Origin of the sequence: Conexibacter sp. CPCC 206217, assembly GCF_030646165.1 — a bacterium.
Lineage (GTDB): Bacteria > Actinomycetota > Thermoleophilia > Solirubrobacterales > Solirubrobacteraceae > Conexibacter.
In genome coordinates, this window is record NZ_JAUTDO010000007.1 from 1 (window position 1) to 25,750 (window position 25,750).

General features: G+C 72.6%; 24 protein-coding genes. 19 read left to right on the plus strand and 5 right to left on the minus strand.

Features of this window, described 5'->3' with window-relative positions; all coding sequences use genetic code 11:
• On the minus strand, positions 1-330 hold a 330-nt coding region (locus tag Q7L65_RS19125; protein WP_304723574.1), incomplete at its 3' end, for a GAF domain-containing protein.
• Positions 331-560: 230 nt separating this feature from the next.
• Here Q7L65_RS19125 and Q7L65_RS19130 point away from each other — a divergent pair.
• From Q7L65_RS19130 to Q7L65_RS19165, 8 genes are all read left to right on the plus strand, one after another.
• A complete protein-coding gene (locus tag Q7L65_RS19130; protein WP_304723576.1) occupies positions 561-2,417 on the plus strand; it encodes a heavy metal translocating P-type ATPase in 1,857 nt (618 codons plus the stop codon).
• Positions 2,414-4,003, plus strand: a complete 1,590-nt coding sequence (locus Q7L65_RS19135) for an AAA family ATPase (RefSeq protein WP_304723578.1) — start codon at positions 2,414-2,416, stop codon at positions 4,001-4,003. The genes Q7L65_RS19130 and Q7L65_RS19135 overlap by 4 nt, the downstream gene beginning before the upstream one ends.
• A 173-nt stretch (positions 4,004-4,176) precedes the next feature.
• Positions 4,177-5,061 carry a universal stress protein gene (locus Q7L65_RS19140; protein WP_304723579.1) on the plus strand — a complete coding sequence of 295 codons (885 nt, stop codon included), beginning with the start codon at positions 4,177-4,179 and terminating at the stop codon, positions 5,059-5,061.
• Between the two features lie 59 nt (positions 5,062-5,120).
• On the plus strand, positions 5,121-6,020 hold the full coding sequence (locus Q7L65_RS19145; RefSeq protein ID WP_304723583.1) for an ABC transporter ATP-binding protein: 900 nt from the start codon (positions 5,121-5,123) through the stop codon (positions 6,018-6,020).
• A complete protein-coding gene (locus Q7L65_RS19150; RefSeq protein ID WP_304723585.1) occupies positions 6,010-6,807 on the plus strand; it encodes an ABC transporter permease in 798 nt (265 codons plus the stop codon). Before Q7L65_RS19145 ends, Q7L65_RS19150 begins: the two co-directional genes overlap by 11 nt.
• A gap of 125 nt (positions 6,808-6,932) precedes the next feature.
• Positions 6,933-7,922 (plus strand): universal stress protein, encoded by a 990-nt coding sequence (locus Q7L65_RS19155; RefSeq protein ID WP_304723587.1) that lies wholly within the window; start codon positions 6,933-6,935, stop codon positions 7,920-7,922.
• Positions 7,919-9,049: an FAD-dependent oxidoreductase gene (locus Q7L65_RS19160; protein WP_304723589.1), complete on the plus strand. Its 1,131-nt coding sequence runs from the start codon at positions 7,919-7,921 to the stop codon at positions 9,047-9,049. The genes Q7L65_RS19155 and Q7L65_RS19160 overlap by 4 nt, the downstream gene beginning before the upstream one ends.
• A 162-nt stretch (positions 9,050-9,211) precedes the next feature.
• Positions 9,212-9,871 (plus strand): PEP/pyruvate-binding domain-containing protein, encoded by a 660-nt coding sequence (locus tag Q7L65_RS19165; protein ID WP_304723591.1) that lies wholly within the window; start codon positions 9,212-9,214, stop codon positions 9,869-9,871.
• A 67-nt stretch (positions 9,872-9,938) separates the two neighbouring features.
• Here the strand turns inward: Q7L65_RS19165 and Q7L65_RS19170 are convergent, their stop codons facing one another.
• The 3 genes from Q7L65_RS19170 to Q7L65_RS19180 form a co-directional block, all read right to left on the minus strand.
• Positions 9,939-11,207 (minus strand): cytochrome P450, encoded by a 1,269-nt coding sequence (locus Q7L65_RS19170; protein ID WP_304723593.1) that lies wholly within the window; start codon positions 11,205-11,207, stop codon positions 9,939-9,941.
• Positions 11,208-11,318: 111 nt separating this feature from the next.
• Positions 11,319-11,642 (minus strand): 2Fe-2S iron-sulfur cluster-binding protein, encoded by a 324-nt coding sequence (locus tag Q7L65_RS19175; protein ID WP_304723595.1) that lies wholly within the window; start codon positions 11,640-11,642, stop codon positions 11,319-11,321.
• A 2-nt stretch (positions 11,643-11,644) separates the two neighbouring features.
• Entirely contained in the window at positions 11,645-13,033 is a 1,389-nt protein-coding gene (locus Q7L65_RS19180) for an FAD-dependent oxidoreductase (RefSeq protein WP_304723597.1), read from the minus strand.
• A gap of 175 nt (positions 13,034-13,208) precedes the next feature.
• Here Q7L65_RS19180 and Q7L65_RS19185 point away from each other — a divergent pair, with 175 nt between their 5' ends.
• The 5 genes from Q7L65_RS19185 to Q7L65_RS19205 are packed head-to-tail and all read left to right on the plus strand — an operon-like array spanning position 13,209 to position 17,893.
• Entirely contained in the window at positions 13,209-14,024 is an 816-nt protein-coding gene (locus tag Q7L65_RS19185; protein ID WP_304723599.1) for an acetoacetate decarboxylase family protein, read from the plus strand.
• A complete protein-coding gene (locus Q7L65_RS19190; RefSeq protein WP_304723600.1) occupies positions 14,021-15,253 on the plus strand; it encodes a cytochrome P450 in 1,233 nt (410 codons plus the stop codon). Before Q7L65_RS19185 ends, Q7L65_RS19190 begins: the two co-directional genes overlap by 4 nt.
• Entirely contained in the window at positions 15,250-16,455 is a 1,206-nt protein-coding gene (locus Q7L65_RS19195; protein WP_304723602.1) for a GAF domain-containing protein, read from the plus strand. Before Q7L65_RS19190 ends, Q7L65_RS19195 begins: the two co-directional genes overlap by 4 nt.
• Before the next feature lie 31 nt (positions 16,456-16,486).
• Complete coding sequence (locus tag Q7L65_RS19200) at positions 16,487-17,365, plus strand: acetoacetate decarboxylase family protein (RefSeq protein WP_304723604.1); 879 nt, start codon at positions 16,487-16,489, stop codon at positions 17,363-17,365.
• 12 nt (positions 17,366-17,377) lie between these two features.
• Complete coding sequence (locus Q7L65_RS19205; protein WP_304723607.1) at positions 17,378-17,893, plus strand: nuclear transport factor 2 family protein; 516 nt, start codon at positions 17,378-17,380, stop codon at positions 17,891-17,893.
• Between the two features lie 65 nt (positions 17,894-17,958).
• Here the strand turns inward: Q7L65_RS19205 and Q7L65_RS19210 are convergent, their stop codons facing one another.
• Positions 17,959-19,107 (minus strand): acyl-CoA dehydrogenase family protein, encoded by a 1,149-nt coding sequence (locus Q7L65_RS19210; RefSeq protein WP_370552603.1) that lies wholly within the window; start codon positions 19,105-19,107, stop codon positions 17,959-17,961.
• Positions 19,108-19,329: 222 nt separating this feature from the next.
• Between Q7L65_RS19210 and Q7L65_RS19215 the strand changes: the two genes are divergently transcribed.
• The 6 genes from Q7L65_RS19215 (at position 19,330) to Q7L65_RS19240 (ending at position 25,746) form a co-directional block, all read left to right on the plus strand.
• Positions 19,330-20,574 carry a cytochrome P450 gene (locus Q7L65_RS19215; RefSeq protein ID WP_304723613.1) on the plus strand — a complete coding sequence of 415 codons (1,245 nt, stop codon included), beginning with the start codon at positions 19,330-19,332 and terminating at the stop codon, positions 20,572-20,574.
• 1 nt (position 20,575) lies between these two features.
• A complete protein-coding gene (locus Q7L65_RS19220) occupies positions 20,576-21,415 on the plus strand; it encodes a mycofactocin-coupled SDR family oxidoreductase (protein WP_304723615.1) in 840 nt (279 codons plus the stop codon).
• Between the two features lie 13 nt (positions 21,416-21,428).
• Positions 21,429-21,689, plus strand: a complete 261-nt coding sequence (locus Q7L65_RS19225; protein WP_304723617.1) for a ferredoxin family protein — start codon at positions 21,429-21,431, stop codon at positions 21,687-21,689.
• Between the two features lie 254 nt (positions 21,690-21,943).
• Positions 21,944-23,104: a substrate-binding domain-containing protein gene (locus Q7L65_RS19230; RefSeq protein WP_304723619.1), complete on the plus strand. Its 1,161-nt coding sequence runs from the start codon at positions 21,944-21,946 to the stop codon at positions 23,102-23,104.
• Positions 23,105-23,132: 28 nt separating this feature from the next.
• The gene (locus Q7L65_RS19235) at positions 23,133-24,707 is read left to right on the plus strand and encodes a sugar ABC transporter ATP-binding protein (protein ID WP_304723621.1); all 1,575 of its coding nucleotides are present in this window, start codon (positions 23,133-23,135) and stop codon (positions 24,705-24,707) included.
• The gene (locus tag Q7L65_RS19240) at positions 24,697-25,746 is read left to right on the plus strand and encodes an ABC transporter permease (RefSeq protein WP_304723623.1); all 1,050 of its coding nucleotides are present in this window, start codon (positions 24,697-24,699) and stop codon (positions 25,744-25,746) included. Before Q7L65_RS19235 ends, Q7L65_RS19240 begins: the two co-directional genes overlap by 11 nt.
• Positions 25,747-25,750 lie beyond the last annotated feature (4 nt).

A 25,750-nucleotide genomic window follows, 5' to 3' on the forward strand; every position in this document is an offset into this window, starting at 1 on the left:
CGGGTGGTCGAGCGGGAAGCCGTAGGAGCGCGGGTGGTCGCCGACGTCGTCCAGGCGCAGCGGTCTCGGGTCGTTGATCAGCACGCCCAGCACGCCGCGCCCGCGCGGCAGTGCGCCGATCGCGCCATGCGCCTCGGGCGGGATCCCGACCGTCAGGAAGCGCTCCAGTTCGGTGCGGTCGTCGTCGAGGATCCCGAGCGCCGCGTATCTCGCGCCCGTCAGCGCTCGCGACTCCTCCAGCACGCGTTGCAGCAGCGTCTCCAGATCCAGCTCGGAGACCACCGAGCGGCCGACTTCGAGGATCCGCCGCAGGCGCTGTTCGTCGAGCATCGTCGCTCACTCTACGCGCGTGCACGCGGCGATCAAGCCGCTTCACCGAACGTTCGCGCGGTGATCGCGCCGCGGCTGCGTAGTTCACCGGATCGCATGCGGATCGTTGCGGATGTGCGGGGCGGCGGCGCGCGGCGAGACTTGCCGTGATGCCGGAGACCGGAGCTTCTTCAACCCGCATTCGCCGGGCCGCACCGGAATCGGCTGCAGCGGCCGCGCTGGTCGGTACCGTGGCGGGAGGCCTCTGCCATCTCGCAAACGCGTCCGACGCCGGCGACGCGCTGTGGACGGTCACGATCGCCGCGACGCTCGTGCCGCTGACGTGGTCCGTCGCGCGGGCACTGCTGCACGGCGACGCGGGCGTTGACGTGATCGCGCTGCTGGCGATGGCCGGCGCGCTGATCGGCGGTGAGCTGCTCGCCGGCGCCGTCATCGCGGTGATGCTGGCCGGTGGCAACGCGCTGGAGGCCGATGCCGACGGCCGTGCGCGGCGGGAGCTGACAGCGCTGCTGCGGCGCGCGCCGCAGATCGCACACCGTCACGACGGCGAGCGGTGGGTCGAGATCCCGGTCGAGACGGTCGCTCCCGCTGACGTGCTGCTCGTGCGCGCGGGCGAGCTGGTCCCGGTCGACGGGGTCGTGCAGAGCGAGCGCGCGTCGATCGACGCCGCCGCGATCACGGGCGAGGCGCTGCCGATCGCGGTGGCGCGCGGCCAGGCCGTTCGCAGCGGCACGGCGAACGCCGGCGACGCATTCGAGTTGCGCGCGACCCGCGGCGCGGCCGACAGCTCGTACGCCGCGCTGGTGAGACTGGTGCGCGCGGCGGAGCGCGAGAAGCCGCCGTTCACACGGCTGGCGGACAGGTACGCGCTGATCTTCCTGCCCGTGGCGCTGACGCTGGCGGGGCTGGCGTGGGCGCTGAGCGGGGAGGCGGTGCGCGCGCTCGCCGTGCTCGTCGTGGCGACGCCGTGTCCGCTGATCCTGGCGGCGCCGATCGCGCTCGTCTCGGGTCTCTCGCGCGCCGCCGCCGAAGGAATCGTGCTGAAGGGCGGGACCGCGTTGGAGCGGCTCGGCAGCGCGCGCACCGTGCTGCTCGACAAGACCGGGACGCTGACGCGCGGCCAGCCGGCGGTGGAGCGGGTGCTCGCGTATGACGGCCGCTCCGACGACGAGCTGCTGACGCTCGCCGCGTCGGTCGATCAGCTCTCGGCGCACGTGCTCGCGGACGGGATCGTGCACGACGCCGAGCGGCGCGGCCTGACGCTGCCGGCGCCGCACGATGCGCGTGAGCAACCCGGCGACGGGATCGTCGCGCAGGTGGACGGCCGACGCGTCGGTGTCGGCGGCCGCGCCTGGCTCGTCGCACAGGGCTTTCATGCGACGAACGGCTCCGCTGCCGTTGGCACCGCTGCCGCGAGCTCCGCTGCCGCATCGGCTCGGAGCGTCGCGCGCGCCGCGTCGGTGCGGGAGCCGCCGCACGCCCCGCCCGGCCGCGCGCTCGTGCACGTCGGCGTCGGCGACCAGCTCGCCGGGGTGCTCGTGATGGCCGACCGGCTGCGACCGGATGCGGCGAGACTCGTGCAGGACCTGCACGCGGCGGGCGTGCGACAGGTGGCGATGGTCACCGGCGACGTCGCTGCCGTCGCCGAGGCGGTCGCCGAGCAGGTCGGGCTGGACCGCGTCTACGCCGAACAGTCGCCGCAGCAGAAGCTCGCGGTCGTGCGCGCGGCGCGCGAGCGGCCCGAGCTGCGGCCGGTCGTGATGGTCGGCGACGGCGTCAACGACGCGCCCGCGCTGGCGCTCGCGGACGTCGGGATCGCGCTGGCGGGGGAGAGCCGCACGGTCTCCAGCGAGGCGGCCGATGCCGTCATCACCGTCGACCGGATCGACCGCGTGGCGGAGGCGGTGCGGATCGGCCGGCGCACCATGCGGATCGCGCGCCAGAGCGTGATCGCCGGGATCGGGCTGAGCGTCGCCGCGATGGTCGTCGCGGCGTTCGGCTATCTGCCGCCGGTCGCCGGAGCGCTGCTGCAGGAGGCGATCGACGTCGCCGTGATCCTCAACGCGCTGCGGGCGCTGCGGCCATGACGGCCACCGCGCAGCCGTTGCCTGCGGCGGTGCGGGCGCTGCTCGATCCCACGCTGCACGGCTGCGATCCCGCCTCGGTCGCGCTGCGCGAGACGCACGCCTCGTGGGTCGTGCTCGCCGGCGAGCGGGCGTACAAGGTCAAGAAGCCGATCCGTTTCGCGTTCCTGGACCAGAGCACGCTCGCCCGGCGGCGAGCCGCCTGCGAGGCCGAGCTGGCGCTGAACCGCGCGCTGGCGCCGGACGTCTACCTCGGCGTGTGTTCGCTCGCGCCGACCGGTGACGGGGAACGGCTGGGGCTCGGGCCCGCCGCGCAACCCGCAGCGGTCGAGTACGCGATCGAGATGCGGCGCTTCGACGAGTCCGCCACGCTCGCGGGACTCATCGACGGCGGCCGGCTGGAGGAGCACCACGTGCGCGCCGTCGCCGAACGACTCGCCGCATTCCATCGCGCAGCGCCAGTCGCGGCTGACCTCCCCGCGACGCCGGCCGACGCAGCCGTCGCGGCGCTGCGGCTCCTGGACGGCAACGCCGAGGAGCTGATCGAGGCGCTCGGCGACGAGCGCTCCGGCGTGCGCGGACGCGGGATGGTGGTGGCGCAATGGCGCTGCGCCTCCGCATGGGCGAGCGCCCACGCCGCGACGCTCGCCGCGCGGGCGGTCGACGGCCACGTGCGCGAGCTGCACGGCGACCTGCGCGCCGAGCACGTCCTTCCGGGGCCGCCGGTGCGGATCGTCGATCGGCTCGAGTTCAACCGCGACTGGCGCCAGATCGACGTCGCGGACGAGCTCGCGTTCCTCGCGATGGACCTGACCGCGCTCGGCCGCCCGGACGCGGCACGCGCGCTGCTCGACGCCTACCGCGGCGCTGGGGGAGACCTCGGCGCGCCCGGTCTCGTCGCCTTCCACGCGATCCACAAGGCTCACGTGCGCGCGAAGGTCGCGCTGCTGCGCGCGGCGCAGTCCCGGCCGCCGGAGGCCGTCGCGGCACGCGCGTTGGCCGAAGCCCTGCTGGCGGTCGCGGAGCGGTTCGCGTGGCGGCTGCGACTCCCGCAGGTCCTCGTGGTCTGCGGGCCGTCGGCGAGCGGGAAGAGCTGCCTTGCGAGCGAGCTGGCGCGACGCAGCGGCCGGCCGGTGCTGTCCGCCGACGTCGTGCGCAAGCAGCTCGCCGGCATCCCCGCGACGTCGCGGGCCGACGACGCGGCCTACACACCGGAGATGAACCGCCGCACCCACCGTGCGCTCGCACGTGCTGCGACGGCGGCCTCGGAGGGCGCGATCGTCGATGCGACCTTCCGCAACCGCGTCGACCGGGCTGCGTTCGCCGAGGCGCTGGGCGGCGACACCGGCACCGTCGTCCACATCGAGCTGACGGCGCCCGCGGCGGTCGTGCGCGAGCGCGCGCAGCGACGGCTCGCCGATCCCGGCCGCATCTCCGACGCGACGCCCGCGCGTGCGCTGTCGCAACTGGCCGAGTTCGAGCCGCTCGCCGAGGTCACGCCGGAGCGTCACCACCTGCTGCGCAGCGATCGTCCACCGGCGCAGATCGCTGACGCGCTGGCCGCGGCGCTCGACGGCGCGGCAACGTGACGACGCCGTCCTCGTCTTGCCAGCGCGCTCCGTAGATTCCCGCGTCGGTACGGGCTGTCGCTGCGGATGGCGGGGATCGGCGGACGGCTTAGCGTGCGAGCGGTTACGTGATCGATGCGGGATGTCGGCGACCTGCGGCGTCCGCACATCCGCCCGACCCGCAAGGAGGAGCCATGCTGAGAGTGATCGTGACGGGCGTCGACGGAGCCGAGGGCGGGCGCGACGCGGCTGTTCTGGCGACCGCGTTGGCGTCCGCCGACGACCCGCTGGTGCTGCTGACCGGCGTGTGGCGCGAGTCGCTGCTGCCGCTGCCGTTGCTGCTCGGTCCGCAGGTGAAGCCGCTGGAGGACGTCGAGCGGACGCTGCTCGCGGTCCGCGACGAGTATGCGCCGCGCGCGGTCACGCGTCCGCTGAGCGACCTCTCGCCGGCGCGCGCGCTGCGTCGCGCCGCGCGCGAGGAACACGCCGACCTGCTGGTGCTCGGCTCGGCGCCGTCCGCCGCGCGCGGCCACGCGCGCGCCGGTCGTGACGCTCGTCAGGCGATCGACGACGCGACGTGCCCGGTGGCGCTCGCGGCCCACGGGCTGGCGCACCTGCCGCTCGTCGTGCGGCGGATCGTCGTCGGAATCGACGGCGGCCCGGAGGCGGACGCGGCGCTTGCGCTCGCCAGCCGGCTGGCGGCATCGCTGGGCGCGCACCTGAAGGCGGTCGCGGTCGTCGACGACAAGCTGCCGCTGCGCTTCGGCCGCTTCAGCGAAGGACTCGAGCTGCTCGAATGGGACGAGCTGATCGCACGCCAGCGTGAGCGCGCCGACGAGGTCGTCGCGCGCGCGTCGCAGTCCGACGAGGTCGCGGCGGCCGAGGTGCGAACCGGGGATCCCGACGCCGAGCTGGCGCACGCCGCAGCGGACGCCGATCTGCTGGTGATCGGCTCGCGGCACTGGGGTCGCTTCTCGCGCGTGGTGATCGGGAGCGTCGCGGAGTCGCTGCTGCGCGACGCACCGTGCTCGCTGCTGCTGGTGCCGCGTCCGGCGGACGAGTCCGAGAAGGCGCGATGACCGCGGCGCCGCACCCGGCTCCGGTACCCCCGCGGCCGTCGTCGTCGGCTCCACCGGCCGTGCCCGCGATCGAGCTGCGCGGCGTGAGCAAGCGCTACGGGCGCCAGCAGGCGCTCGCCGCGATCGACCTGCGGGTCGAGTGCGGGGAGGTGTTCGGCTTCATCGGTCCCAACGGGGCGGGCAAGACGACGACGATCCGGCTGCTGCTGGACCTGATTCGGCCCAGTGGCGGCGACGTGCGCGTGCTGGGGCTGGACGCGCGCCGCGACGGGGTCGAGGTGCGCCGTCGCGTCGGCTACCTGCCGGGCGAGCTGGCGTTGTACGAGGACCTGACCGCGGCGCAGCTGCTCGGTCACCTCGCCGCACTGCGCGGCGCCGGCGCGGCTGCGATCGCGCCGCTGGCCGAGCGGTTGTCGCTGGAGCTGGAGCGGCCGATCCGCACGCTCTCGAAGGGCAACAAGCAGAAGGTCGGGCTGGTGCAGGCGTTCATGCACCGACCCGAGCTGCTGATCCTCGACGAGCCGACCGGCGGCCTGGACCCGCTCGTGCAGCGCGAGTTCGGGCGGATGCTGGAGGAGGCGCGCGAGCGCGGGCAGACCGTCTTCCTCTCCTCGCACGTGCTGAGCGAGGTCGACCGGCTCGCCGACCGCGTCGCGCTGGTGCGCGAGGGGCGGGTCGCGCTGGTGGACGACGTCGCGGCGCTGAAGGCGCGGCTGACGCGCCGCCTGGAGCTGCGCTTCGAGCAGCCGCCGCCGGCAGGCGCCTTCGAGCGGCTGCCCGGCGTCGCCGGCGTCGAGCATGCCGGCGCGCACGTGACGCTGACGCTCGACGGCCCGGCGGACGCGGTCGTCAAGGAGGCGGCGCGCCATCGCGTGCTGACGCTCGCCAGCCGCGAGCCCGACCTCGACGACCTGTTCCTGCAACTGCTCGACGACAGCGGAGGATCCGATGCTCGCTAGCGTGTTCGCCAAGACGCTGCACGACCGTCGCCGCAGCCTCGCCGGATGGAGCGCCGGGCTCGTGGTGCTGACTGCGACGATCGTCGCCTACTGGCCGTCGGTGCGCGACAACCCGCAGCTGCAGTCGTTCTTCGACGACCTGCCCGAGGCGGCGCGCGCGCTGACCGGCGGGGCCGGCTACAGCACCCCGGCCGGCTATCTCAACACCGAGCTGTTCGCGTTGATGATGCCGCTGCTGTTCCTCGTCGTCGCGATCGGAATGGGATCGCGCGCGGTCGCCGCGGAGGAGGAGCGCGGCACGATCGACCTGCTGATGTCGATGCCGCTCACGCGCCGGCGGATGCTGCTGGAGAAGGTCGCCGGCGGCGTCGCCGTGCTGTTCGCGCTCGGGCTGGTGCTGTTCGCGTCGCTCGCGCTCGGCTCGCTGCTGAGCACGCTCGACGTCCCGCTCGGGCGCCTCGCGCAGATCTCGCTCGCGACGGTGCTTGTCGCGCTGCCGTTCGGGGCGCTCGCGCTGGCGATCGGCTGCGCGACCGGGGCGCGTGGGCTTGCGCTCGGCCTGACGTCGGCTGCGGCTGTCGCCGCGTACATGCTGAACGCGCTCGCGCCGCTGGTCGACAGCCTCTCCTCGCTGCGCGACCTGTCGCCGTTCGCCTGGTACGCCAGCGACAGCGTGCTCGTCGGCGCCGGACTGCAGCTGTGGCGGGCGGCGCTGCTGGTAGGCGTCGCGCTGCTGCTGGCGGGCGTGGCCGCGCTCGCGCTCGAACGCCGTGACCTGCGTAGCTGAGCGCCGGCTCGGCATCCGTCGTTTCTACGGATCGGGTCTGCGGCGGGCGGCTGATGGAGCGGCGCGAGTGCGGGCGTAGCGTCGTCGTCACACATGCTGCCGACCCGCGAACCCGGAGACGAACGATGCACAAGATCCTGATCGGCTACGACGGCTCCTCCCGTGGGGAGGACGCGCTGGCGCTCGGACGCGTGCTCGCGGACGCGGTCGAGACGCCCACCGTCGTCGTCGCGAACGTGTACGACGCGCTGATCCCCAAGAACGGGCGCGGCGAGCCGAGCCTGCGCGAGCAGCGCCTGCAGGCTGAGGCCGAGGAGCTGCTCGACGGGGTTCGCCGGAGGCTCCCGGACGCCGCCGAGTGGGGCTTGCGCGCGGTCCGCGGGACATCGCCGAGCGCCGGTCTGCACCGTCTTGCGAGCGAGGGCGACTTCGACGTGATCGTCGTCGGGGCGAGCCATCGGCACGGGCTCGGGCGCATCTTCGGGGGCAGCGCGACGGAGCAGACGCTGATGGGCTCGCCGCGCGCGGTCGCGGTGGCGCCGCCCGGGTACGCCGACCGCGCGGGCGAGGGCGCGCTGCGCCGCATCGGCCTCGCCTACGACGGCTCGACCGAAGCCCGCCAAGCGCTTGCGCTCGCGGCGGAGCTCGCACGCGGCAGCGCGGCGATGGTCGTCGCGATCGACGTCGCCGACACCGTCGGCCCGCCGCTGGTCGACGCCTACGGCTACGGCAGCTACGCCGACGACATGCTCGAGCTCGCCAGCCAGCACCTCGACGGCGCGGAGCGCGAGCTGTGGCGGCACGGCATCGAGCGGATCGAGATCAAGCGTCCGGAGGGTCGCGCCGCGCACGAGCTGATCGCGGCGACCGAGCAGCTCGACCTGCTCGTGCTCGGCTCGCGCAGCCATGGGCCGTCGCTGCGCGTGCTGCTGGGAAGCGTCAGCACGGCGGTCGTGCGCGACGCGGCCTGCCCGGTGCTGCTGCACCCGCGCTCCGCCGCCCCCGACGAGCCCGCGGCGGCATCCGACCACGCGCACTCCGCGATTGCCGCCGGCGAGCGCTCGACGGCGCCCGACGGCGCGCGGTCGGTGCCAGACGTCGCGGCGACGACATGAGCGTCGCGCCGGCGAGACGGATCGTCGTCGCCGGCGGCGGCGTCGGCGCGATCGAGGCGCTGCTGGCGCTGCACCGCCTGCTCGCCGGCGCGGTCGAGTTGACGCTGCTCGCGCCCGAGCGGGCGTTCGTCTACCGCCCGCTCGCGGTCGCCGAGCCGTTCACGGGCGCCGCGCCGCCGTCGCTGCCGCTGGCCGAGATCGCCGCCGAGCACGGCGCGGCGTTCGTCCACGACGCGCTTGAGGAGGTCGACCCGCAGCATCGCATCGTGACGACGCGCGACGGCGCGCGGCTGCCGTACGACGCGCTGGTGCTCGCGCTCGGCGCCCGTCCGCAGCCGGTGCCGCGCGGCGCGATCCGCTTCGGCGACCCGCGCGACGTCCCGGCGGTGGCCGCGGTGGTCGAGGGCGTGCGCGCCGGCCGTGTCCGGCGCATCGCGCTGACGGCCGCGGGCGGGGAGGGCTGGACGCTGCCGCTGTACGAGCTGGCGCTCGGCCTGGCCGCGGAGCACGACCGCCAGGGCCGCGCGCCGGCCGTCTTCGTCGTCACGCCGGAGGAACAGCCGCTCGGCGTCTTCGGCGCCGACGCTGCGCAGCGCGTGACGGAGCTGCTCGACGAGCACGGGGTGCAGGTGCTGACCGCAGGGGTCGTCGAGCGCTTCGACGAGGGCGTCCTGTGGATCGAGTTCGAGGGTGCGCTGGACGTCGACGCGGCGATCGCGCTGCCGCGGCTGCACGGCCCCGCGCCGTTCGGGATCGTCCACGACGGCGCCGGCTTCGTGCCGGTCGACGAGCACAGCCGCGCGCGCGGCCAGCAGCACGTCTACGCCGTCGGCGACATGTGCGCCGATCCCGTCAAGCAGGGCGGGCTCGCCGCGCAGCGGGCGGACGCCGCGGCCGCGCACATCGCCTGGCGCCATGGCGCGGCGCCCGCGCCCGCGCCGTTTCACCCGATCCTGCGCTCCGTGCTGCTGACCGGAGGGCGGCCCCGCTACCTGCGCGCCGACCTGACCGGTGCCGCGCCCGAGGACGGCGTCTTCGAGCAGCCGCCATGGTGGCCGCCCGCGAAGATCGCCGCTCGCGAGCTGGCGCCGTACCTCGCTGAGCGGCTGCTCGAACGGAGCGCGTAGCGGCTTGCGAGCGGCTCCCCGAGCTGCGTGCGTACTTTCGCGCAACAGCCATGCGGGCCAGTGCCGAAGACTGCGCCACCGCGTCGGCGTAGCGTGCTTCTCAACCTCTTCCCACGCGCCGCGGCCGACCGATCGGCGCGGCGTGTGACGACACCGGAGCCGATGACGATGACCCTGATCCGCGCCGCCGAACCGAACGACCCCAACTGCTCCTCCCACGTCCGCAAGGCGATGCCGGGAGATCCGCTCGAGCAGCCCACGTCGACCCGCCCGCTCTCGCAGCTGTCGTTCGCCGACGGGGCCTTCGCCGGTGGCCTCGGAGCGCGACTGAGCGAGCGCGCGCGCACCGGCATCGACCGGACGCCCGGCTTCGTCGTCGGCACGCCGGCATACGCCGCGCTGTGCGATGCGGGCGACCTGAGCCGGCGGCTCGCCGCCGCGCTCGCCGATGTATGCATCGAGGAGCCCGAGCGGCTGATGGCGGCCGCGGCCGTCGCCCGCAGCCTGATCGCGTGCGAGCCGACTCCGAGCTGGATCGACGCCGAGATCCATCAGGCGTACCACGCGTTGACACCGAGCGCTGCCGAAGGCGCCCGCGTCACCGTAAGCGCCTCGTTCGTCGAGCACGAGCTGTCAGACCTGGAGCCCGGCAACGACGACGTCGCCTGTGACGTCCAGGGCACCGGCGCGGTCATCCAAGCCGTCCGGCACTGCTGGTCGGCGCTCTACGATCCGCGGCGCGTCTACGAACGCGCCAAGCTCGGCCTGCCGCAGCTCGGCCTCGACGTCGCGGTCGTCGTGCAGCTGCAGGCCGAGAGGTAGCCGCCGCCCAGCACATGCCTCCTGGGCGGCGGGGCTCGGACCTACAAGCCCGGCACGACGCGCGGCATCAGGCCCGCTGCGTCGTCATGTTGAGCGTTCTGATCCCGCGCATCGTGCCGAAGTCGACGTAGTCGATCTGGTCCTCCGTCACCTCGTAGGCGGAGAACCAGTCGAGGAATCTGTTCATCACGGTCGTCGCCTCCAGGCGCGCGAGCATCGCGCCGATGCAGAGGTGCATCCCCTGCGAGAAGCCGAGATGGCGGATGTCGCGGCGCTCGAAGTCGACGGTGTCGGGGTCTGGGAACTGCTCCGGGTCGCGGTTGGCGCCCGGCACCGAGGTCCAGACGACGTCGCCGACCGGGACCTCGTAGCCGTCGAGCTGCAGCGGTCTCTCCATCACCAGCCGCGGCTGCGCGTAGTGGACGGGACCGGAGTGGCGGATCATCTCCTCCAGCGCATCTGGCATCAGCGCGCGGTCGGCCCGCAGCTTCGCCTGCTCGGCGGGGAAGCGCGAGAGCGTGTAGGCGGCGCTGGTGACGAGCTGCGTCGTCGTGTCCGAGCCGGCCGACAGCGCGAAGATCGCGAGCGCGATCAGCTCCTCCGAGCTGAGCACCGCCTCGTCGCCCTCGGAGGCGCGGATCATGACGCTCAGCAGGTCGTGCTCGCCGGGTGCCTTGCGACGCTCGGCCACCAGCCCCGTCATGTAGTCGCGCAGGCCGACGAACGCCAGCTCGATGTCCTTCGCGTCGTCCTCGTTGACGACAGCTCCGGTCGCAGGCGCGCTGCGGCGCGTCCAGTCGCGGAAGATCGGCACGTCCTCGCGCGGCACGCCGAGCACGCTGCACATCACCGCGACCGGGATGTGGTCGGCGAAGTCGTTCATGAAGTCGAACGAGCCCATCTCGGCGCATCTCGCCAGCACGTCGTCGACGAGCGCGTCCAGTTCCGGCTGGCGGTGGACGACCGCCTGGCGCGTGAAAGCGCCGCGCATCAGCCGCCGCTGACGCATCGTGTCAACCGGATCCTCGAAGTAGAGCATCGTCGGCGCCATCAACTGGGCGGCGACCACGCCGGCCGCCGCGTCGGCGCGCATGCGGAAGCCGAGGTCCATCGTCGGGTGACGCAGCGTCGCGAGACAGTCGCGATAGCGCGTCACCACCGTGACGCCGTGTCTGCTCTTGAAGATCGGCGCCTGATCGCGCAGCGCGCGATACATCTCCCACGGTGTGTCGTCGCCGGGAAGCGCAAGCGGCGCGCGATGCATCATCGCGTCGACGATGTCCTCGGGATCGCTCAGGTCGACGGCTTCCGCGAGCGCAGGGATCGTCGTGCTCATTCGGTCGGTTCCTCTCCTCGACGTTGGTATTCAGGATAACAGTTATCCTGGGCCGCGTCGAGGGTCTCAGACGACTCCCGACGCGTCATCTCACAGCCGTTGGCGCTGGTGTCAGGTCTGGCGCTCGGGCAGTCGCACGACCAGCCCGTCGATCGCGTCGGAGACACGCAGCTGGCACGACAGCCGGCTCGTCGGCTGCCGCGGCAGGACCGTCTCGTCGAGCATCGCGTCCTCGTCGTCGTCGGCCTCGGGGATCCGCTCGGCCCACGCTTCGTCGACGTAGACGTGACAGGTCGCGCACTGCATGTTGCCGCCGCACTCCGCGACGATCTCGGGCACTTCGCCGGCGACCGCGGTCTCCATCACCGAGTCGCCGACGACGCCGTCGAGCGTCGTCGTGCGCGCGTCCGGGTGGACGTAGGTGATCTTCGGCATCGTCAGTCCTCTCCGCTCTTGCGCTGTCCGGCGAGCTGCAGGAAGCGCTCCTGCCGCACGACCTTCACGCGCGGGCGTCCGGCCGGCGCGCCCGCCTCGCGCTCGTGCGCGTCGATCAGCTCCCAGCCGGCGTAGTCGACGACGTCCGGGTTGCGCGCGTGCAGCAGGTCGAGCAGCTCTTGTGCGCCGGCCTGCGGCGTCGGCAGTAGGCCGGCGGCGTGGTCGGCGAGCAGCTCGGTGACCGTCTCCTGGGCGCACTTCTTGTTCGTCCCGATGATCCCCGACGGCCCGCGCTTGATCCAGCCGGCGGTGTAGGCGCCCGCAACCGGCGCGCCGCTGGCGGGGTCGACGACGCGGCCGCGCTCGTTGGCGATCGTCGCGCGCCGCTCGTCGAAGGGGAGACCGGGGACCGGCTCGCCGCGGTAGCCGACCGAGCGCAGCACGAGCCCGGCCGCGAGCGTCTCCTCCCAGCCGATCGGTTGCGCGCGCTGCTGCGCGTCGAGCGCGTTGCGGCTGATCCGCACGCCCTCGACGCGCCCGTCGCCGACGATCTCCAGCGGCGAGGCGAGGAAGCGCAGCTCGATCCGCTTGCGCCGGCCCTGCGGCACGCGACCGGCCAGCTCACGCAGCAGGGCGACGTTTCTGCGCGCCGTCTCGGAGGCCGCGTCGGAGTCGAGCCAGGCGGCGCTGGCCGGGTCGAGCGCCAGCTCCTCGGGGCGCACGATCAGGTCGACGTCCGCGAGCGCGCCGAGCTCCTCCAGCTCGGGATCGGTGAAGGCCGCCTGCGCGGGACCGCGGCGGCCGAGCACGACGACCTCTTCGACGGCCGAGCGGCCGAGCAGCTCCAGCGCGTGATCGGCGACGTCGGTGACGCCGAGCGCCTCGCGGCCGAGCACGAGCATCCGCGCGACGTCGAGCGCGACGTTGCCGTTGCCGACGACGACCGCGCGTCTGCACGAGAGGTCGGGATCGAGGTCGGCGTAGTCCGGGTGGCCGTTGTACCAGCCGACGAACGCGGTCGCCGCGAGCGAGCCGGGCAGCTCCTCGCCGGGGATGCCCAGACGCCGATCTGCGGGCGCGCCGACCGCGTAGAGGACGGCATGGCAGTGCGCGGCCAGCTCGGCGTGCGAGACGTCGCGGCCGACGGTGACGTTGCCGTGGAAGCGGAAGCCCGGCTGGCTCGCGGTCTTCTCGAAGACGCGCGTGACCGCCTTGATGTTCGGGTGGTCGGGGGCGACGCCGGCGCGCACGAGCCCCCACGGCGTCGGCAGCCGGTCGAACATCTCGACCTCGGCTCCGGGCAGCGCTCTCAGCAGCTGTCCGGCGGCGTAGAAGCCGGCCGGACCCGATCCGACGACGGCGACGCGCAGCGGGGCGACAGGGCGCTCCATCTCAGCGTTTCCTCCTCAATTACCTGATAACCAATACTAGGTTTGTGGCCTGTCAGGTGTATCACACCGCCGCCCGGAGCGGGAGGTGCGATGAGGGAAATCATTGACATTCATGCGAAGGGTAATAGGCTCTCGTCCGAGCCATCGAAGGAGAGCGATGTCCAGCCTTTACCGCATGCCCGTGGGCTTTGGCCCCTCCCTGGGTCCGCGGCAGGGACCCGACGGGAAGCGCTTCACGGGGGAGGTCTCGCGCTCGACGCTGATGTCGAACGCGTTCGTGACCGAACCCGCGGCGCTCGCCGCTGTGCTGCCCGCCGGCTTCCGCCCCGCGGAGGTCCCGCTCGTCACCGTGCGGATGCACTACAACCACAACATGCCGTGGCTGGCCGGCCGCGCCTACCACTTCGTCGAGGTCGACTTCGCGGTCGTCTTCGAGGGCGAGCGCGACCGTGTCGAGGGCGACTTCGTCGCCGTGATGTGGGAGAACATGGCCGACCCGATCATCGTCGGGCGCGAGGAGTGCGGTCACCCGAAGCTGTTCGCCGACATCCCCGACCCGATCGCGCACGGCGGGTCGAGCTACGGCTCGGCGTCCTGGGAGGGATTCAGATTCCTCGACATGACGTGGGAGGGGCTGGAGCTGACCGCATTCCCCGACGGCATCGAGCGCGACAGCGAGGCGACGACGAACGCCGGCGGGCGACCGCGCTTCAACTACCAGTACCAACCGAGCACGGCGGGCCTGGAGCAGGCCGACATCGCGCGCGTCGTGATGTTCCCGCCCGGCCAGAGCGAGCAGCGCGTGCTGCAGACGTGGAGCGGCGAGGGCCGCTGCGCCTTCACGCCCGCGCGCTGGGAGGACCTGCCGACCTTCGCCCAGATCGTCAACGCGCTGCACGCGCTGCCGGTCGCCGAGTGGCGCCCCGCGCAGATGGTCCACGTCGCGCGCGGCTTCAACGACCTGCGCGACACGATGCAGGTGCTCGCATGACCGTGGCGCCGCCGCAGCCCGACCTGCGCGATCCCGAGGCGGTCGTGGACGTGCTGCTGCACGGCCAGCCGCTGGCGCGCGACGACGTCTTCGAGCTGTACGCCGCCGTCCGCCGCGAGGCGCCGTTGTTCCGCAGCGAGCACGGCATGTGGGTGATCAGCCGCTTTCAGGACGTGCACAGAGCGCTGCGCTTCGCCGGCGCGAGCACCGGCGCGACCTCGCGCTCGGACCCGCGCTACGCGACCAGCCCGACGCTGCAGACGTTCGCCGAGTCGATGCTCCACTTCGACGAGCCGGCCGACCACGCGCGCCAGCGGCGGTTGGTGCGCCAGGCGTTCACGCAGCAGACGGTGCAGGGGCTGCGCCCGTTCGTCGAGGGCCTGGTCGGCCAGCTGCTCGACGAATGCGCCGAACGCGGTGAGTTCGACGCGATCGCCGACTACGCGGATCGCATCCCGGTCGCCGTGATCTGCCACATGCTCGGGGTGCCGGCCGCTGACGTCGAGGTCTTCCACGAGTGGAACTTCGCGATCACCTCGACCAGCGCCGCCTCGGTGCCGCCGGAGCGAATGGCGGCCGCCGACGCGGCGATGCTGAAGCTGCGCGCCTACATCACCGACCTGCTCGACGCGCGCCGCTCGACACCGTCGGACGACCTGCTCAGCAAGCTGATCACCGCACGCGACGAGGACGACCAGCTGAGCGATTCGGAGACGATCGCGCTCGCGGTGCTGCTGCTGGCGGCAGGCTCGGACACGACGACCGCCTTCCTCGGCGCCGCGCTCGCGGCGCTCTACGAGCATCCCGACCAGCTCGCGCTGCTGCGCGCCGAGCCCGCGCGGATCCGCGGCTCGGTCGAGGAGCTGATGCGCTATGCGGCGCCGGTCCACTTCGGCATCACGCGCCTCACGAGAGCGCCGCTGCAACTCGGCGGCGTCGAGATCCCGGCCGGGGAGCGGCTGTGGACGCTGCTCGCAGGCGCCAATCGCGACCCGGACGAGTTCGAACGGCCCGAGCAGCTCGACCTGACGCGCGAGCACGTCCGTCACCTCGGCTTCGCGCAGGGCATGCACATGTGCCTCGGCGCGATGCTCGCGCGGATGGAGACCGGCACCGCGCTGGAAGGGCTGCTGCTGCGCTTCCCGCGCCTGCAGCTGCGCGAGTCGTCGACCCCGTGGTACGACCACGGCAACCTGCGCGGCGTGCGCCGCCTGGCGGTCGCCGGGTGAGCGGCTGGGCGGCGCTGAGGTCGGGCGCCGACCCGCGCGCCCATGCCCGCGCGCTCGCTCGCACCCGCGAGCACGTGCTCGCCGGCGGTACCGCGCCCGCGACCGTGCGCCCGGTGATCGCCGCATCGTGGCGGCGCGCGCTGCGGCGCGGCATCGACGCCGACGGCGGCCTGCCGACCGACGCCGTGGGGTCGGAGGAGGCCGCCGCGCGCTGGGAACGGCACCGGCTCGCGCCCGCGCTGCCGGCGATCCGCGCCGTGCTGTCGGAGGCGCGCCGCCAGACCGGCCACGTCGCGCTCGTCTGCGATCGCGACGGGACGCTGCTGTGGCTGGAGGGCGAGGCGCAGGCGCTGGAGATCGCGCGCGCCGTGCGGCTGGAGCCCGGGACCAGCTGGAGCGAGCGCTCCGCCGGCACCAACGCGATGGGCACGGCGCTCGTCGCCGGCCACCCGCTGCAGGTCTTCTCCTCCGAGCACTTCCTGCGCGCCGCCGGCAGCTGGGTCTGCAGCGCGGCGCCGATCCACGACCCTGCCGACGGCGCGCTGCTGGGCGTCGTGGACCTCTCCGGGGATGCCCGCACCGCCCACCCGCTGACGCTCGCGATCGTGCGCGCGGCGGCCGCGGCCGCCGCGGCGGACCTGCGGCGGCTGGATGCGCTGCGGGCAGCGGAGCCGGAGCGTCGCGGCGTCGTCCCCGAGGCCGCCGACGGGCGCGCGCGCCGCCTGCGCGGCGAGTCGCCGGGCGAGGCGCACGCGGCCGCGGTCGCGGGTGAGCTCCGCATCGAGGCGCTCGGACGCGATCGCGTCCGCCTCGGCGGCGCCGTCGCGCCGCTCGAGCTGTCCCCGCGCCAGGGCGAGCTGCTGATGCTGCTGTTGCTGCGGCCCGGCGGATGGTCGGCGGAGCAGCTGGCGCTCGAGCTGCTCGGCGAGGGCGGCAGACCGGTCTCCGTGCGCGCGGGGCTGTCACGCCTGCGCCGCCTGCTCGGCGAGCGGCTCGGCGCGCGTCCCTATCGGCTGCGCGGCGGCGCGTCGGTGGATCTGTTCGAGGTCGAGGCGGCGATCGAGCGGGGCGACCTCGAGACGGCCCGCGCCCGCTGCGCCGGCCGGCTGCTGCTGCCGCAGTCGCACGTGCCGGCGATCGTCGCGGCGCGACGGCGGCTGGAGCTGCGCCTGGGTGTCGCGACGGACGGCGATCGATCTTGACAAACATACAAATCATAGGCAGGGTTATCTGATGGAACAACATGATGGTGGGACGACCGCGACGGCGACGAAGCCGATCTACCGGATGCCGTACGGGTTCGGGCCCTCGGTCGGCCCGCGCCAGGGCCCGGGCGGCCGCAGCTTCAACGGCGAGTGGGCGCGCACGACGACCGTCGGCGTCGCCTATCGCACCGAGCACGACGCGCTCGTGCCGCTGATGCCGCCGGGCTTCGAGCCGACCGCCGACCCGATCGTGCGCGTCCAGTGTCACTTCAACACGGACTTCGCGTGGCTCGCCGGGCGCGGCTACAACTTCGCCGAGGTGCTGTTCTCGGCCGTCTACCGCGGCGAGGAGGACGAGGTCGAGGGCGATTTCGTCGCGGTCATGTGGGAGAGCAAGGCCGACCCGTGCATACCGGGCCGCGAGGAGATCGGGCTGCCGAAGCTGTACGCCGACATCCCGGACCTCGAGACGGGCCAGCCGTCGACGAGATTCCACTGCAGCTGGGAGGGCTTCAGATTCCTCGACCTCGAGGTCGAGGGGCTCTCGCTCAACCCGTGGCCGTACGACAGGGAGGCCAGCGCCGAATCGGCCAAGCTCGGGATCGGCGGCTCCGCCGGCCGCAGCCGCATGTACTACAAGTACATCCCCAAGACCGGCGACTGGGGCGAGGCCGACGCCGCCTACGCGACCGTCTCGCCCCCCGGCAACTACGACATGAGAGTGCTCGAGGGCTTCTCGGGCACCGGCAGCGTCGAGTTCCACAGAGCGCGCTGGGAGGACCTGCCGACGTTCGTCAACGTCGTCAACAAGCTCGCCGACCTGCCGGTGCTCGAAGTGACCGACGCGATGATGGGCCGCGCGATGGTCGCCTTCAACGACCTGCGCGACCAGCGCATCATGCGCTAGGAGGGCGAGACGATGGGTGAGCGCTCCAACGACGAGCTCGGCCGGCGCCTGCGCCGGCTCGAGGACCGCGCCGAGCTGCACGACCTCGTCGTGCGCTACTTCTTCGCGTGCGACGACGACGACTGGGACGCGCTCTCGGAGGTCTTCTCCAACGACGCCGAGTTCGCGGGCGCCTTCGGCCGCGACCAGGTCGTCGAGGTGATGGCCGAGAGCCGTTCCGAGATGGGTCCCACGATCCACACGCCGGACGGGATCCTGTTCACCTTCGACGAGGGCGACGACGACGTCGCTCACGGCGTGATCGGCGCCCACTGGGAGCTGTCGGTCGACGGCAGAACGCTCTACGGCGCCGTCCGCTACGAGGACGAGTACGTGCGCGAACGCGGGAGCTGGCGGATTCGCCGCCGCTCGCACCGCGTGGCGCACATCGGGCCGTGGGAGGAGGTCGCCACGTCGCTGACGACCGAGACGCCCGTGCGCTGGCCGGGCAGAGCGCCCGCAGCCGCCGATCTGCCGGTGTCGGGCTGACCACAGCCCTCCGCCGGTGGGCGGTGTCGGTCGCCGGGCGCAGCCTCGCCCGGCGGCCGGCGCCTCTAGCGGCGCTGGTCGAAGGAGCGGCCGAGCGTCTCGGCCACGATGCGCGTGCGCTGCATGCTCGGGGTGCCGCCTGCGAGCGCCCAGCCGTGCGCGTCGCGGTGCAGGCGCTCGATCCCGTAGTCCTCGGTGTAGCCGTTGCCGCCGTGCAGCTGCATCGCCAGGTCGCTGACGCGCTTGGCCATCTCGTTGGCGGTGCACTTCGCGAGCGAGACCTCGAGCGGGTCCGGCAGCCCGGTCCCGGCCGAGATCGCGGCGCGGTAGAGCAGCAGCCGCGCGGCCTCGACCTGCAGGATCATGTCGGCGAGCGTCATCTGCACGCTCTGGAACTCGATCAGCGGCTTGCCGAACTGCTCGCGCTCGAGCACGTACTCCTTCGTGCGGTCGAGCGCCGCCTGGCCGATCGCGAGGCTCATCGTCGCGTTGCCCAGCCGCTCGACCGAGAAGCCGGTGAACAGCTCGCGGAAGCGGCCGGGGCCGACCAGCACGTTCTCCGCCGGCACGACGACGTCGTCGAAGATCAGGTCGCACGAGGGGATCCCGCGGAAGCCCATCAGCTTCTCCTGGATCCCGTACGTGAAGCCGGGCGTGCCGGCGTCGACGACGATCGCGCCGATCCCCTTGGCGCCGGGCACGTCGCTCATGCGCGCGTAGACGAGGTAGTGGTCGGCGTGGCCGCCGTTGGAGATCCACCGCTTCGTCCCGTTGACGAGGTAGCCGCCGTCGTGGGGGACCGCGGAGGTCGTCATGTCGGTCGCGCCCGAGCCGGCGTCCGGCTCGGAGATCGCGACGGCGATCGTCGCGTCGCCGGCGATCACGGCGGGCAGCCAGCGCTCACGCTGCTCCTCGCTGCCGAGCAGGTTGACGACCTGCGCCGGCCCGGTGTTCGCCTCGAACACCTGGAACGCCGCCGGCCGGCATTCCTTCGCCAGCTCCTCGATCACGATCAGCGCGTCCAACAGCGGCAGGTCGGTGCCGCCGAAGCGCTCGGGCAGCGAGATGCCGAGCATGCCGAGCGCGCCGAGCCGCCGCCGCTCCTCGAGCGGGAAGGACGCGCGCTGCTCGTCCCACTCGGCTGCGCGCGGCCGGTACCGCTCGCGCGCGAGCCGCGACGCGGTCTCGCGCATCTGTCGTTGCTCGTCTGTCAGCTCGAAGGCTGACCGGGGCGCCGCGGATGCGTCCGGCGCCGGGGTTGTGGATGCCAAGGCCTCGTCCTAGCTGGTGGGTACTGCGGTCGGTAGGTGCTCACGACACGCACTATTGTTTATACAGTTATACTAGTTGTCATGGCCGGCGGCAAGCTTGCGCTCCGGGCCTAGCGCTGATAATGGTAAGACGGATCTCTACGGAGAGACGGAGGAGAGAGCACGATGTCGGCAGTGAAACCAGCCGTCGATCTGGCGGATCCCGAGAGCGTCGTCACCGCGCTGCTGTACGGCCAGCCGCTCGCGCTGGACGATCCGTATGCGCTCTACGGCGCGCTGCGCGAACAGGCGCCGATCCACGAGAGCCGCGAGCACGACCTGTGGGTGCTCTCGCGCTACACGGACGTGATGGCGGCGCTGCGCCATCCTGGCATGAGCATGTCGGCCGGGCTGACGAGCGATCCGCGCTACGCGTCCAGCGCGACGCTGCAGATGTTCGGCGGCTCGATGCTGTTCTGCGACGATCCGGCCAGTCATGCGCGCGAGCGCCGGCTCGTGCGCCAGGCGTTCACGCGCCAGACGGTCCAGGGGCTGCGCGAGACGACGCAGCAGCTCGTCGACGAGCTGCTGGCGCAGTGCGCCGAGCGCGGCTCGTTCGACTACATGGGCGACTTCGTCGAGCACGTCCCGGTCGCGGTGATCTGCCGGATGCTCGGCGTCCCGGAGGCGGACATCCCGACCTTCGCGGAGTGGAACTTCCTGATCACGACCGGCACCGGCGCGGTCGTCACCGACGAGCACATGGCGCGCGTCGACGAGGCCGCGCTGAGCCTCAGAGCGTATCTCGCCGACCTGCTGGAGGAGCGCAGAAAGACGCCCGGGGAGGACCTGCTCAGCAAGCTGATCCAGGCGCGCGACGGCGGCGATCAGCTGTCGAGCGAGGAGACCGCCGCGATGGCCTTCCTGCTGCTCGCGGCCGGCTCGGACACGACCGCCGCCTTCCTCGGCGCCGCGCTCGTCGCGCTGCTGCGCAACCCCGACCAGCTGCGGCTGCTGCGCGAGCGGCGCGAGCTGCTGCCGGGGGCGCTCGAAGAGCTGCTGCGGTTCGAGGCGCCGGTCCACTTCGGGATCATGCGGACGGTCACCGCGCCGTTCGCGCTGGAGCAGGTCGAGATCCCGGTCGGTGCGCGCGTCTGGACGATCCTGTCCGGCGGCAACCGCGACCCGCGCCGCTTCGAGGCGCCCGACCGGCTCGACATCACGCGCGAGAACGTCCGTCACCTCGGCTTCGCGCAGGGAATGCACATGTGCCTGGGCGCGATGCTCGCGCGGATGGAGTCGGAGGTCGTGATGACGAGTGTGCTGGATCGCTTCTCCGACCTGCAGCTCGAGCAGGACCCGGTCCCGTGGGTCAACCACGGCAACCTGCGCGGGATCGCCCGCCTCGACGTCGCCGCGACGGTGGCCTGAGGTGGCCTCCGGAGGATCGTTGGAGGGGCGCGTCGCGCTCGTGACCGGCGCCGCGCGCGGCATCGGCCGCGCGAGCGCCGTGCGGCTCGCGCGCGAGGGCGCCGACGTCGTGCTGCTCGACCTCTGCCGGGACCTCGCCGCCAGCCCGTATCGGCTGGCGGTCGACGAGGACCTGAGCGAGACGGCGCGGCTGGTCGAGGCGGCCGGCGGGCGCGCGCTCGCGCGCCGCGCCGACGTGCGCGAGCAGGGCGAGCTCGACGCCGCCGTCGCCGACGCGCTGCAGACGTTCGGCCGCCTCGACGTCGTCGTGCCGAACGCCGGCGTCGCCTCGTTCGGCAGAGCGTGGGAGCTGACCGAGGAGCAGTGGAGGACCGTGATCGACGTCGTCCTGACCGGCGTCTGGCACACGCTCAAGGCTGTGGTCCCGACGTTGATCGAGGCTGGCCGCGGCGGCTCGATCGTCATCGTCGGCTCAGCCGTCGGCACGCGGCCGGCGCAGAACCACGCCCACTACGTCGCCGCCAAGCACGGCGTCGTCGGCCTGGCGCGCGCGTTCGCGCTGGAGGTCGCCGAGCACAGCATCCGCGTCAACGTCGTCGCGCCCGGATCGGTTCGCACCGAGCTGGCCGGCAGCGACGCGATCGCGAAGCTGATGCGCCCCGATCTGGAGGCGCCGAGAATCTCCGACGCGAGCGAGATCATGCGGGCCAACCACGCGCTCCCGGTGCAGTGGGCCGAGCCCGACGACGTCGCCGCCGCCGTCGCGTGGCTGGCCGGCGAGCAGTCGCGCTACGTCACCGGCGCGGTCCTGCCGGTCGACGCCGGCTGGGTCATTAATTGAGAGAGGTGTTGCTGTGACGTACGTGATCACCGAGCTGTGCGCGTCGATGAAGGACACCTCCTGCGTGGAGGTCTGCCCGGTCGACTGCATCCACCCGACGCCGGACGAGCCGGGGTACGAGGAGGCCGAGCAGCTGCACATCGACCCGACGGAGTGCATCGACTGCGACGCATGCGCGCAGTCGTGCCCGGTCGGCGCGATCTTCGCGGAGAAGAACGTGCCGGCGGAGTGGTCGCTGGCGACCGCGGCGAACGCCGACTACTTCAGCGGCTGAGGCCTCGGAGACCCGTCGCAGCGGCCCGCTGGCGAATGCTCGCGGGCCGCTGCCGCCTGTTCGCGGCGGGTCCCCGCTGCCCGCCAGGCCCCGTCTGGACTGAGGTCGGGACAGCACCCCGCTTGCCGGTGCCAAGACGTTGACAAGCATTGCAACTATGACTATCGTAACCACTGTATGAGCGAACGCCTCGCGCCCGCCTCCGACGGCGGTGCAGCGGGACGATCCGTACAGCAATCCTGAGGAGGAGAGCGATGGCAGGACGGATGACCTGGCGCTTCGCTGCGCTGTTGGCTGCGCTGTGCCTGCTTGCGGCGGGCGTCGCAGCCTGCGGCAGCAGCAGCGACGACAGCGGTGGCGGCGGCAGCACCAGCAGCAGCGGCAGTACCAGCAGCAGTTCGTCCGGTGGTGACGACGCGGCTGCGGAAGCGGCGAGACTCGTCGAGCCGTTCAAGACGCGGCCGACCAGAATCGAGGTCAGCGAGCCGATCACGAGACCGATCCCGGAGGGCAAGAAGATCGACTTCCTGACGTGCTCCTCGCCGGGCTGCGCGAGAATAGCCGACTACTTCGAGCAGGCCGTCGAGAAGCTCGGCTGGAGCGCGAAGGTGATCGAGGTCGACGCGACCGCGGACGCGATCAACAGAGCGTACGACACGGCGATCCGCGACAAGCCCGACGGCCTCGTCGTCGTCGCGGTCTCGTCACAGGTCGCGAGAAACAAGCTCGCCGAGATCGAGCGGATGAGAATCCCGGTCGTCACGGTCCAGGATCCCGACGTCCCGTTCGGGCCGATCATCGCGAGCATCTACACGCACGACTCGTCGCTGCGCGTCGGCAGAGCCCACGCCGACGACCTGATCGCCGCCGGCTGCGGCGACGGCACGACCGTCTACATCGACGTCGGCGGCTTCATCGTCCTGGAGTACATGCGCAGAGGCTTCGAGGAGGAGGTCAAGCGGCTGGCGCCCGACATGAAGATCAAGCGCGTCGACATCGCCGCGACCAAGGAGGGCAACGCGCAGGACGCCGTCATCGGCGCGATCCGCTCCTCGCCGGACACGAAGTGCGTCTTCGGCGCCTCCGATCCGCTCATCACCGGCTTGCCGCAGGCGGTCAGAAGCGCCGGCGTGTCGAGACCGCTGCAGTACTTCAGCGACTTCGGCGGCGACACGACGCTGCAGTACATCAACGACGGCATCGCGACGTCGACCAACCAGGGCGACCCGAGCTCGTGGGCGTACCTGCTGACCGACACGCTCGCGCGGCACTTCGCCGGGCAGTCGGTCCAGCCCGACCAGGACGCGCTCCAGAACATCTGGATCGTCGACAAGGACAACGCGCTCGACAGAATCCCCGAGTCCAACGTCGAGGACATGGTCCAGCAGTACGAGAGACTCTGGGGCAAGGGCTGAGCGCGAAGGCGATCGAGAGGTGGCTCCAGTGATCGACGCAGCCCAACGGCCCGAGCCGCGACTCGTGCTGGGGAACGTCGCCAAGACGTTCGCCGGCACGACCGTGCTGCACGGCGTCGACTTCGACGTACGGCCCGGCGAGATCCACGGTCTCGTCGGGCAGAACGGCTCAGGAAAGTCGACGTTGATCAAGATCCTCGCCGGCTATCACCAGCCGGACGAGGGCAGCCGCGCCGCGCTCAACGGCGAGGAGTTCCAGCTCGGCTCGGTGCACGACGCGGCCTTCGGGCTGCGCTTCGTGCACCAGGACCTGGCGCTGGTGCGCGAGCTGAGCGCGATCGACAACGTCGCGCTCGGCGGCGGCTACGCGCGCGGCCGCCTCGGCACGATCAACTGGGGCGAGCAGCGCGAGTTCACCGCTCGCGCGCTCGCCCGCTTCGGCATCGCGATCGACATGGAGGAGCCGCTCGCGCGGCTTCCCCAGGTCGAGCGCACGGCGATCGCGATCGTGCGCGCGCTCGCGGGCTGGGAGGAGGCCTCGGGCGTGCTCGTGCTCGACGAGCCGACGGCGTCGCTGCCGGCGGCCGAGGTCGAGCGCCTGCACGAGATCGTCGCCGGCGTCGTGAAGGAGGGTGCGAGCGTCGTCTACGTCTCGCACCGCCTCGACGACGTCGTCGCGGTCGCCGACCGCGTCAGCGTCCTGCGCGAGGGCCACATGGTCGGCACGCAGGACGTCTCCGGCGATCTCGACGCCGGCACGCTCGCGACGATGATGGTCGGGCGGGCGGTCACGAGCGGCCGCAGACTGCCGGCGGCGCAGCCGTCCGACGACGACGTCGTCGTGCGCACGCGCGGCCTGCGCGGGCGACGCCTCGCCGGTGTCGACCTGCGCGTGATGCGCGGCGAGACCGTCGGCGTGGCCGGCGTGCTCGGCTCCGGGCGCGAGGAGCTGCCGTATGCGCTCGCCGGCGCGGCCGGACCCGCGATCGAGGGCGAGATCGAGATCGGCGGACAGGCGCTGACGCACGGCTCGCCGCGCCGCGCGCAGCTGCTCGGCGTCGGCTTCGTGCCGGCCGATCGCAACCGCGAGGCGATCCTCGGCCCGATGAACCTGCGCGAGAACCTGACGATGTCGGGCCTCGGCGGCTTGCCCGACCGCTCGGTCGTCAACGCGGCGCGCGAGCGCCGCTCGGTCGCGGGCTGGATGGACAAGGTCGACGTCGTCCCGCGCGACGCCGAGCGGATGCTGCCGAAGTTCAGCGGCGGCAACCAGCAGAAGGTGATCCTCGCGCGCGTGCTCTGCCGCGAGCCGCAGCTGCTGGTGATGTCGGAGCCGACCGCCGGCGTCGACATCGGCGCGCGCGAGCAGCTCTACCAGCTGATCCGCGACGAGGTCGACGAGCGCGGCCTGACCGTCCTCGTGGCCTCCTCCGACACGCAGGACCTCGTCGCGATGTGCAGCCGCGTCGTCGTGCTGAAGGACGGCGTCGTCGTCGCCGAGCTGATCGGCGACGAGGTGACCGAGCCGGCGATCCTCGACGCCGCCGAGGGCGTCTCCCGAACCCACACCCGACAGACGGATGGCCTCTCACATGAGCGTTGACGAAGCTTCGACCCGAATGGCGCCCGCGCTGGGCGGGGCGCCGCCGCCGCCGACGAGCACGACGCCCTCGGCCGCGACGCGTTGGCGCCGCGCGTTGTCGTTTCGCAACGTCGGCGCGCTCTACGTCTGGCTGATCCTGATCGTCGTCTTCTCGTTCTGGGCGCCGGAGACCTTCCCGCACTGGGACACGGTGCGCCAGGTGCTGAACGGCAACGCGGTCACCGCGCTCGTCGCGCTCAGCCTCGTGATCCCGCTGTCGGCCGGCGTCTTCGACCTCTCGATCGGCTACGCGCTCGGACTCTGCAACGTCCTGCTCGCCTACCTGATCGTGCGCGCCGGGATGGGCGTCGACCTGGCGCTGCTGCTGACGCTGGTGGCCGCGCTGGCAATCGGCGTCGTCAACGCCGTGGTGGTGGTCGTGTTCAGAATCGACTCCTTCATCGGCACGCTCGCGACCGGCTCGCTGCTGCTGGCGGGCGTGACGTTCGTGTCGGGCAACTCGGAGATCGTCGGCAGCGAGCTGACGCACGGCTTCTTCTCCGACATCGCCAACACCCAGATAGGCGGCATCTCGCTGTCGGTCCTGTACATGCTGATCGTCGCGGTCGTGATCTGGTTCGTGCTCGAGCACACCGTCTCGGGCCGATGGCTGTACGCGTCGGGCTTCAACGCCGACGCCGCGCGGCTGGCCGGCATCCCGGTGCGGCGGCTGCGCTTCATCGGCCTCGTCGTCTCCGCGATCATCGCGGGCGGCATCGCCGGCATCACGGTCTCCTCGCAGATCGGCTCGGGCTCGACGACCGTCGGCCCGCCATACCTGCTGAACGCCTTCGCGGCGGCGTTCCTCGGCGCCACGCAGCTGCGTCAGGGCCGCTTCAACGCGTGGGGGACGCTGATCGCCGTGCTGATGCTCGGCACCGGCACGGCCGGGCTCGGCCTCGCCGGCGCGCCGGTCTGGGCGCCGGACGTCTTCACCGGGGTCGTGCTGCTGGCGGCGCTCGCCGTCACGCGCGCCGAGCGCAATGCGGCGATGGGATAGGCGG

Bases quoted from the DNA above. Each gene is read 5' to 3' on its own strand.
- Q7L65_RS19135 (WP_304723578.1), top strand. From the start codon at position 2,414: ATGACGGCCACCGCGCAGCCGTTGCCTGCGGCGGTGCGGGCGCTGCTC.
- Q7L65_RS19140 (WP_304723579.1), top strand. From the start codon at position 4,177: ATGCTGAGAGTGATCGTGACGGGCGTCGACGGAGCCGAGGGCGGGCGC.
- Q7L65_RS19150 (WP_304723585.1), top strand. From the start codon at position 6,010: ATGCTCGCTAGCGTGTTCGCCAAGACGCTGCACGACCGTCGCCGCAGC.
- Q7L65_RS19155 (WP_304723587.1), top strand. From the start codon at position 6,933: ATGCACAAGATCCTGATCGGCTACGACGGCTCCTCCCGTGGGGAGGAC.
- Q7L65_RS19160 (WP_304723589.1), top strand. From the start codon at position 7,919: ATGAGCGTCGCGCCGGCGAGACGGATCGTCGTCGCCGGCGGCGGCGTC.
- Q7L65_RS19165 (WP_304723591.1), top strand. From the start codon at position 9,212: ATGACGATGACCCTGATCCGCGCCGCCGAACCGAACGACCCCAACTGC.
- Q7L65_RS19170 (WP_304723593.1), bottom strand. From the start codon at position 11,207: ATGAGCACGACGATCCCTGCGCTCGCGGAAGCCGTCGACCTGAGCGAT.
- Q7L65_RS19175 (WP_304723595.1), bottom strand. From the start codon at position 11,642: ATGCCGAAGATCACCTACGTCCACCCGGACGCGCGCACGACGACGCTC.
- Q7L65_RS19180 (WP_304723597.1), bottom strand. From the start codon at position 13,033: ATGGAGCGCCCTGTCGCCCCGCTGCGCGTCGCCGTCGTCGGATCGGGT.
- Q7L65_RS19185 (WP_304723599.1), top strand. From the start codon at position 13,209: ATGCCCGTGGGCTTTGGCCCCTCCCTGGGTCCGCGGCAGGGACCCGAC.
- Q7L65_RS19190 (WP_304723600.1), top strand. From the start codon at position 14,021: ATGACCGTGGCGCCGCCGCAGCCCGACCTGCGCGATCCCGAGGCGGTC.
- Q7L65_RS19200 (WP_304723604.1), top strand. From the start codon at position 16,487: ATGGAACAACATGATGGTGGGACGACCGCGACGGCGACGAAGCCGATC.
- Q7L65_RS19205 (WP_304723607.1), top strand. From the start codon at position 17,378: ATGGGTGAGCGCTCCAACGACGAGCTCGGCCGGCGCCTGCGCCGGCTC.
- Q7L65_RS19215 (WP_304723613.1), top strand. From the start codon at position 19,330: ATGTCGGCAGTGAAACCAGCCGTCGATCTGGCGGATCCCGAGAGCGTC.
- Q7L65_RS19230 (WP_304723619.1), top strand. From the start codon at position 21,944: ATGGCAGGACGGATGACCTGGCGCTTCGCTGCGCTGTTGGCTGCGCTG.
- Q7L65_RS19240 (WP_304723623.1), top strand. From the start codon at position 24,697: ATGAGCGTTGACGAAGCTTCGACCCGAATGGCGCCCGCGCTGGGCGGG.